We start from the raw sequence: 8,719 nt of genomic DNA, 5'->3' as shown, positions 1-8,719 counted from the left end.
GAAAATTGGTGTACTGGGCGCTGGGCAACTAGGCCGAATGCTCGCTTTGGCGGGATACCCTCTGGAGCTGGACTTTCACTTTTATGATACGTCCGGTTCTCCTAGCGTTGGACTTGGAGACATTACTATCGACACCGAGGCCAAGCTCGACAATCCGGCCTTAGCGGACTTCCTGAATGACGTTGATGTCGTCACTTATGAATTTGAGCACCTTCCAGCGCAACTAACACAATACATCGAAAGTAAAAGTACACTTTATCCCCCCTCAAAGTCTATTGAAGTCTGTCAAAATAGAGCTGAGGAAAAGGCACTATTTACCAAACTTGGAATTCCCACTCCTGCCTACCATATCGTCAACTCCCTTGAAGAGTTAAAAGCGGCTGTCGAAAAACTAGGTTGCCCAATCGTCACCAAGACAACGCGAGAAGGCTATGACGGAAAAGGCCAGTTCGTTATTCGTCAAGCAGAACAATGCGAAGCAGCATGGCAGGCTATTGGCGAAGGTAAAAATGGCACAAACACACTTATTGCAGAAGCATTCGTAAACTTTTCTCGAGAGCTGTCAATTATCGCTGTACGCTCAGCTGATGACAGCATGAAAGTCTACCCACTAGCAGAAAACGACCACCACGAAGGCATTCTGCGCTATTCCATCGCACCTGCAGCTAAGGTCGCGGACGATATAAATGCTCAAGCAAATCAATATATTAAAGAGTTAATGCATGAGCTAGGGCATGTCGGCATTTTAACACTGGAATTATTTGAAACAGAAAACGGCTTAGTCGCTAATGAAATGGCACCTCGAGTCCATAACTCTGGGCACTGGAGCATTGAAGGCGCACATTGCAGTCAGTTTGAAAACCATTTGCGTGCTGTCAGCGGCCTACCTTTAGGTTGCACCGAAGCGCAAAAGCTCACCTGCATGATCAATATTATTGGTGAAAAAGGTGATACCGGGAGTATCTTGTCACTTCCTTACGCCAACCTTCATTTGTACGGAAAAGAAGAACGCGAAGGACGCAAACTAGGGCACGTGACTGTGCAAGCAGATAGCCACGAAGAACTTGCCTGGCGAGTAAAGAATGTTGCGAGTTTTTTGCCTGGAAGCCCTGAATTCAAACATAGTTAAACCGATTCAAAGGCAGAAACCCCAAAAGCAGCTTGAGACACTAGAAAAACTCAAGCTCGCTTTCTTCAAACCAGTCTTCTTCCTCCAAACCCTCACTAACTTCCGCAAATATCATTTCTTTATTGGTCTGTTTTATTAATAAACGACAGACAATCGGCAAGTCATGAATCTGTGCCAATAGGTGGCTATCCACCAAGAAAAGCCTCTCATGGACTTCGTAATCAACAGGTGCGTCCAGCTCTAACAGCTCATCCTGACACAATTTAGGCAAGCCCATTCTGAGAATACAGTGATGAAGCAGCAACTGGTTTTTCAAGTCTCCCAAAAAGCGATTAGCTAGCTCCATACACCAATTTTCCTGGTACTGCACAATTGTTTAATTTTGCGCTTCAATACTAGGCATTGTTTCCCTGAGAAAAGCTCCAGAAACACTTAAATACATTAAGATAGAAAGATCTTCAGAACTAGCCTCAATGGATACAGAAACAAAGCCATCAAGAGTAGATAACCTTTGTAGGTCATTATCAGTCTTTTTAATATAAGCACCTAAATTATCAAACTGTTTTGCACTAGCACGCTCAAACAACTCCAAAATTCGTGGCACAACTTGCACACTGCTCATTGATATTCCCTCAAGACTCTCTGATCACTTCATTATTCCCCAGTACCGTTACTATACAAAGTATAGACAGCAAACTAAATACTCCACCGAACATCTAGTAGCATAAAGGAGGCACTACCAAGTATAAAGGCAACAAGGTAGAATGCACTTTCTTCCAAACAAACTAACAAACTTACTTCAGCAGCTCACCGCTAGTATATCCACCTTATGATACAAAATAGCTCTTCCCTACCCTCTTCTGTTGACCCAAGCCAAACACGCGTAATCGTTGGCATGTCAGGCGGTGTTGACTCTTCCGTTTCAGCACTACTCCTAAAACAGCAAGGCTTTCTTGTCGAAGGCCTGTTTATGAAAAACTGGGACGAGGACGACGGCACAGAATACTGTACCGCAATCGAAGACCTGAATGATGCCCAAGCTGTATGTGACAAGCTAGGTATTAAGCTTCATACCGCTAACTTTGCCGCTGAATATTGGGACAGAGTCTTCGAGCACTTTTTGGTTGAGTATCGCTCTGGGCGAACTCCCAACCCTGACATCCTGTGTAACAAGGAAATCAAATTCAAAGCCTTTCTCGATTATGCGAGTACCTTAGGGGCAGATTACATTGCGACAGGCCATTACGTGAGACGCGCTGACGATAATGGGCAAACCTTGCTATTAAAGGGGCTCGATAACAACAAAGATCAAAGCTACTTTCTACATGCTGTCAACCAAAGCAAATTAGCGAAAACCCTGTTTCCGGTTGGTGAATTGGAAAAGCCAGCTGTAAGAAAGCTTGCCGAAGAACATGATTTAATCACACATAACAAGAAAGATAGTACCGGCATATGTTTTATCGGAGAGCGAAAGTTCTCTGACTTTCTAAAGCAATACATCCCTGCGCAACCGGGTGATATTGAAACTGACAAGGGCGATATCATCGGCCGACACAATGGGCTTATGTACCACACTATTGGGCAGCGCCAAGGCTTAGGAATTGGTGGGCTCAGCGGCTATGACGAATCACCTTGGTATGTTGCACAAAAAGACCTTGATCGTAACGTATTAATCGTTGTTCAAGGCAGCAAGCACCCCCTTCTATACAGCAGCCAACTACAGACTCTCGAAACTGACTGGATCAACAAAGCTCCAAGTGAGTACCCTTTCCACTGCAAAGCTAAGGTGCGCTACCGCCAAGCTGATCAGGACTGCATTATTGAAAGTAACGACAATGGATGCTTAAGCGTATTCTTTGGGCAGCCTCAGCGCGCGGTCACACCCGGCCAATCGATTGCCTTCTATCTTGAAGATCAATGCCTCGGTGGCGCGATTATTGAAACAACGGAATAGACAGCTAAAACACTAGAAAGCTGAATTCCAAGACATGCTCAGCAATCATCAGCAAAGTAATTTTAAACAGTGAACTCTATGAACAAGACTCAACAACAAATACTTGCCCTAGCAGGGTTATTCCAGGCAATGTCAGCCGCTGACGACATTGCACAGAGCGGACAATGCAATCCTCAACACCTGGAAACTGCCTTAAATAGTCTGTTTATCACAAACCCGGATACCACACTATCGGTCTTTGGTGACCTTGCCAAACTTGAGAAAGGCCTTGAAGTCGTTCATGACCTACTTGCCAAAACTAATACTAAGGGGCACGTACTGCCCGTGCGCTACGCTCTTGCAGTCCTCCACCTTGAGAGAAAACTCAATAAAGATAAAGAAATGCTAGATGCACTTAGCCGGAAACTTGAGAGGGCACAACAGCAAGTAGAGCATTTTGGCCTGCTTCACGAAAATGTCATTGGCAGTCTCGCTGAGATTTACATGCAAACCATCAGCACCTTTTCATTGCGTGTACAGGTATCTGGCCATGAACGCCACTTGACCGTCGATCTGAACGCAGCAAAAATCCGCTGCCTGCTTCTCTCAGGCGTAAGGGCTGCAAACTTATGGCGACAACTCTCTGGCCATCGTTGGCACTTTATCTTTAAACGACGCGCGTTAGCAAATGAGTGCGAAAAACTATTAAGCCAAAGCAGAGCAAGCTAGCTGCTACATAATTATATCTGAAAACTATTACAGATCTCCTTCAATTATTGATTAAATCCAGTAACTTGCATGAGAGAGACTTTGAATCTATATTAGGAACTTCTGCTCACGAATCAATCTATTTTGCAGTAAAATCACGACCCAACCATTACTGATTTCTTAAGGAAAACACTTTGTTTAGCAACCTTCGATTTGAAGTCAAAATTTGGCTACTTCTAGCTATTGCCATTATTAGCAGCTTATTCATTCAAGTTTTTGACCGGATTAATGAGCGAGATAACTTGCTCGAAAGTCGAAAAAGTGAAGTGAAGCATCTTGTTGAAAATGCGTCTTCGCTGCTTAGCTCATTCTACGAACGAAGAGATATATTGGGTGAAGCAGAAGCTAAAAAACAAGCCGTCAACGCTATCAGACACCTAAGGTACGACAATGGCAGCGGATATTTCTGGATCAATGATTATAGCGCGAAAATGGTGATGCACCCTATTAAGCCAGCACTGAACGGCAAAGACTTAAGCGAATTTACCGACCCTAAAGGCACGCAACTGTTTTCCGATTTTGTGAAAGTCGTACGCAGCTCTGAAAGCGGGTATGTCGATTATTATTGGGCTAAACCTGGAAAAGACGAACCTGTTGCAAAAACATCATATGTTCAAGGCTTCAAACCTTGGAACTACATTATCGGCAGCGGTGTATATATTGACGATATCGATGAGCTATTCTGGAAAAAGTCACGATCGTCTATCTTCTTGCTTCTTGCCACGCTCATTGTCGTTGCTGTGATCGCTCGAATGATGACCCAAGACTTGGTCGAACCTTTAAAGCGAATCGTATCAGTCATGAAAGACGCTGCAAACGGAGACTTTCGACAAGAAATTGAGCAAACTGAGCGTCGCGATGAGCTAGGAGGTCTAAGCCGATCGTTCATCAGCATGCAAAGCGCCTTCCGTAGCTTAATCAATCACTGCAAACACGGCTCTGAAGAAATGTCGTTTTCTGCAACCGTCATGAATGACATTACATCAAGAACATCAGAAGGTGTTGACCAACAACACTCTGAGACCGAGCTTCTCGCCTCGGCAATTGAAGAGCTTGCCATGACAATTCAAGAGATTGCTAACAACGCTGCAGAAACCTCAGACCTGACTCACGAAGCAAATACTCAAATAAATCAAGGTAACGAGATGATGCGCAATACCATTGGTGCAATCAGCAGCGTCTCGGATGATATGACACAAGCCAGCCAAGTCATTAGCCAACTTGAAGCCGATGTTCAACAAATTGACACCATTCTTGGCGTCATCAGAAACATTTCTGAACAGACCAACCTATTAGCTTTGAACGCCGCGATCGAGGCTGCACGAGCTGGCGAAACAGGCCGCGGCTTCGCGGTAGTAGCAGATGAAGTTAGGTCTCTCGCACAACGAACTCATGAATCCACTGAAGAAATACAGGCGATGACTGAAGCTCTGCAATCTGCCGCTGCCAATGCAGTTAAAGTAATGGAGGCCGGAAAGATCCATACTCAATCTTGTGTGGATAATGCTTACAGCACCGGAGAGTGCCTAATGATAGCGGGTTCAAAAGTCGCTGAAGTCACCGATAGGAATAATATGATCGCTGCAACGGTGGAACAACAAGGCATCGTTGCGAATGAAGTCAGCAGCAATGTGGTCTCTATCAAAGAGGTCGCTCATGAAACCCACGAAGGTGCGACAACACTTTCACAACATAGCGAAGAGCTACAAAAGCTAACCAGCTCAACTCAGCAACTTCTTGAGCAGTACAAGGTATAGACTTGGAGAGAGCATATTTATAGCTCTCTTTTATTGTTATATTCATTTTATGCCTGATAAACACCGAGATAAGTAGACACATCTAATGAAAACCATATTACGCAAACCACTACACTTACTTATTTCAATCCCTCTACTAAGCTTGTGCTTTGCCCTAACCTGCTCTGCCAATAGCTGGAACTTGGAACATGATGACGACGGAATCAAGGTATATACTCAAGAGATAGAGGGTTCCTCATTCAAAGCATTTCGTGGTGAAACCTCGATTAAATCAAGCCTACATAACTTAATGGCCCACCATACAGACATATCTGCAATGGAACTATGGCTACAAGATTGCGCAAAGAGTGAAGTTCTTCGAAGAATATCAAATAAAGACTTTTATATTTACCAACGAACGAGTGCCCCCTGGCCTGTAAGCGACCGAGATTATGTACTACATGCCAATATTAAACAAGACCCCAAGACCTATGCTGTAACGATGACTTTCGAAGCCAGCACAGCCGTAAAGCAAAATCACGAAGACTGTGTACCTGTCACACAACTAACAGGTTATTGGCGCTTTACACCACAAGGTGATGGCTATATTTTTGTCGAATATGAAACGCATGCTGATCCTAGCGGAGACCTACCGGCATGGCTCGCCAACAGCTTCGTTGTTGACCAACCGTTAGGCACACTAGAAAAAATGCGTAGACGCGTCGAAAGCAATAGCTATCAGCTGCCCAAAGAAATGTCGTACATCATTGAGCCACCATTACCATTAGCGATCAAAAATAAATCAATTTCCGAGCAAGCCACAAAACATAAGCAATAGACCGCACCCTCATGTATCCGTGACAAAAAGTGCAACTCAGGTCACATTTGTAGTATCATTGCCGCCCATTTTTTAAGCAGCAGAGAAAGAGATTACGAATGCAACTTTCATCTTTAACCGCAGNTTCACCTATCGATGGCCGTTACGGCTCAAAAGTCACTGACCTTAGGGATATCTTCAGCGAGTTTGGACTTATTAAATTCCGCGTAGAGGTTGAAATTCGTTGGTTGCAAACCTTGGCAGCCCACCCTCAAATTGAAGAATTAAAAGCCTTCTCTGCTGACGCCAACAAGTTCCTAGACGATATCGTAAGTAACTTCTCTGTAGAAGACGCAGAGCGCGTTAAAGAAATTGAACGCACTACAAATCACGACGTAAAAGCAGTTGAATATCTCCTAAAAGAAAAGTTCTCTGCAGCAAAAGGCGACTTCCCTGAATTAGAAGCCGATTCCGAGTTCGTTCACTTTGCTTGTACTTCGGAAGACATCAACAACCTATCTCACGGTTTAATGCTTACTAATGGCATGCAGAAGAGTGTTTTACCGTCAATGAAAGAAGTTGTAAACAAAATGGAAGAACTGGCACTTGAGTACGCTGAAATCCCGATGCTTTCACGTACCCACGGTCAAACAGCCTCGCCTTCTACAATGGGTAAAGAATTTGCAAATGTTGTTGCTCGTTTACGCCGCCAGTTGGCTCAAATCGAGAAAGTTGAAATCCTGGGCAAAATTAATGGCGCTGTAGGTAACTACAATGCTCACCTATCTGCCTACCCTGATGTTGACTGGGCTGAAAATGCTAAAACATTCATCGAGAGCCTAGGACTACAGTTCAACCCGTATACAACACAGATTGAGCCCCACGATTATATTGCAGAATTGTTTGACGCAATTGCCCGCTTCAACACGATTCTAATCGACCTAGACCGCGACATTTGGGCTTACATTTCAATGGCTTTCTTCAAGCAGAAAACAATTGCTGGTGAAGTTGGCTCTTCCACGATGCCTCATAAAGTTAACCCTATCGACTTTGAAAACTCTGAAGGCAACTTAGGCCTGGCAAACGCTATATTAGGCCACTTGGCAGAAAAGCTACCTATCTCTCGCTGGCAGCGTGACCTGACAGATTCTACGGTTCTTCGTAACCTAGGCGTCGGCCTGGCGCACAGCATCATTGCTTACCAGTCCACGCTAAAGGGTCTAAACAAGCTTCAAATTAACCCGGAGCGTTTAGCTCAAGACCTCGACAACGCATGGGAAATCATGGCTGAGCCGATTCAAACCGTTATGCGTCGCTATAAGGTTGAACAACCTTACGAGAAGCTTAAAGAGCTAACTCGCGGTAATGTAATGAACCAGGAAACGATTCAAAGCTTTGTGAAGACTTTAGATATTCCAGACTCAGCTAAAGAAGAGCTGCTGAAATTGACGCCTGCTACCTATATTGGTAACGCAATAGCGCAGGCAAACGCAATTAAGAGCTAACTTTCGAAAGATTATAAAAAAGGCGCATTGAGAAAACTCAACGCGCCTTTTTTCTTTCCATTTGAAGACTCTTAAGTAATCAGTTTCGCCCATAAACCCTTTCTCTGTTATAACGGAAGAAACCTAACATTTCTTCTTCCTTCTGGATGGTACCGGCCTCATTTTTAAAGTACTTCTCTCGCAAAGCGCTTAGCTTTTCTACTAAGGCTTCACCTTCAAACTGCTCAGAGACAAGTGAACGCTCTTCCATATATGCGTAACCATTATTCCACCGATCCTCTCTCTCTTGGTCTCGCTTGACCAACCATTCTATCTGGGACTCTTCGAATCCGATGAGCCGCCTCACTTCATTAATTTCATACTGACGTTCTTCACGTGTTAATGCACCGAGTTCGCTTTGTACAATATTAAGACCAAAGACAACTTGAGATAACATACCTTTCGAATCAAGCACCAAATCTTCAACAGAGCCAAAATAGTTTTCATCATAAGCGCTTTGCAATAGATAAACTCGGTCTTGCATGCTCATATCAAGTGACTGGTTAAGCATATTAACGGTAGAGAGCATTGACTCTCGTTTATCTTCTTCAGCACTTCGTTCTTTCTCCCAAATAGCTTCTGCTAACTCCTCACCAAAAATTTCATAGCGCTTTTGCCAAAACATGCCTTGCTGCTGCAACGCAGGCATTTCATTCAGATCTAATATATTAGTCAAGAGCCACTCGTCATAGATATCAAGCATTGCTAATAAAGCAAGAATATCATCTACTAACTCGGGGAAAGCCGTTCGAATAATTCGCTCAAATATTTCCGCACCTGTATCTGGGTAGG

General features: G+C 44.0%; 9 protein-coding genes. 6 read left to right on the top strand and 3 right to left on the bottom strand.

Annotated features, from left to right (window positions below; translation table 11 throughout):
- Nucleotides 1–4: 4 nt before the first annotated feature.
- On the top strand, nt 5–1,129 hold the full coding sequence (locus A3761_RS09325) for a 5-(carboxyamino)imidazole ribonucleotide synthase (RefSeq protein ID WP_231881202.1): 1,125 nt from the start codon (nt 5–7) through the stop codon (nt 1,127–1,129).
- Nucleotides 1,130–1,169: 40 nt separating this feature from the next.
- On the opposite strand, the gene A3761_RS09320 is transcribed toward A3761_RS09325, so the two are convergent.
- A complete protein-coding gene (locus A3761_RS09320) occupies nt 1,170–1,475 on the bottom strand; it encodes a hypothetical protein (protein WP_068511619.1) in 306 nt (101 codons plus the stop codon).
- 30 nt (nt 1,476–1,505) lie between these two features.
- Nucleotides 1,506–1,751: a hypothetical protein gene (locus tag A3761_RS09315; RefSeq protein ID WP_068511616.1), complete on the bottom strand. Its 246-nt coding sequence runs from the start codon at nt 1,749–1,751 to the stop codon at nt 1,506–1,508.
- A gap of 207 nt (nt 1,752–1,958) precedes the next feature.
- Here A3761_RS09315 and mnmA point away from each other — a divergent pair, with 207 nt between their 5' ends.
- From mnmA to purB, 5 genes are all read left to right on the top strand, one after another.
- A complete protein-coding gene (gene mnmA, locus A3761_RS09310; RefSeq protein ID WP_068511612.1) occupies nt 1,959–3,083 on the top strand; it encodes a tRNA 2-thiouridine(34) synthase MnmA in 1,125 nt (374 codons plus the stop codon).
- Nucleotides 3,084–3,161: 78 nt separating this feature from the next.
- Nucleotides 3,162–3,791 carry a high frequency lysogenization protein HflD gene (gene hflD, locus A3761_RS09305; protein WP_068511610.1) on the top strand — a complete coding sequence of 210 codons (630 nt, stop codon included), beginning with the start codon at nt 3,162–3,164 and terminating at the stop codon, nt 3,789–3,791.
- A 173-nt stretch (nt 3,792–3,964) separates the two neighbouring features.
- Nucleotides 3,965–5,587: a methyl-accepting chemotaxis protein gene (locus A3761_RS09300; protein ID WP_068554324.1), complete on the top strand. Its 1,623-nt coding sequence runs from the start codon at nt 3,965–3,967 to the stop codon at nt 5,585–5,587.
- A gap of 85 nt (nt 5,588–5,672) precedes the next feature.
- A complete protein-coding gene (locus A3761_RS09295) occupies nt 5,673–6,404 on the top strand; it encodes an START domain-containing protein (protein ID WP_068554323.1) in 732 nt (243 codons plus the stop codon).
- Nucleotides 6,405–6,502: 98 nt separating this feature from the next.
- Nucleotides 6,503–7,888 (top strand): adenylosuccinate lyase, encoded by a 1,386-nt coding sequence (purB, locus tag A3761_RS09290; protein WP_068750139.1) that lies wholly within the window; start codon nt 6,503–6,505, stop codon nt 7,886–7,888.
- 79 nt (nt 7,889–7,967) lie between these two features.
- On the opposite strand, the gene A3761_RS27575 is transcribed toward purB, so the two are convergent.
- On the bottom strand, nt 7,968–8,719 hold a 752-nt coding region (locus A3761_RS27575), incomplete at its 5' end, for a hypothetical protein (protein ID WP_068750137.1).

This window comes from Oleiphilus sp. HI0123, from assembly GCF_001635315.1.
Note: the sequence above shows the minus strand (reverse complement) of the source record. Positions and strands in the feature narration are given on the sequence as shown.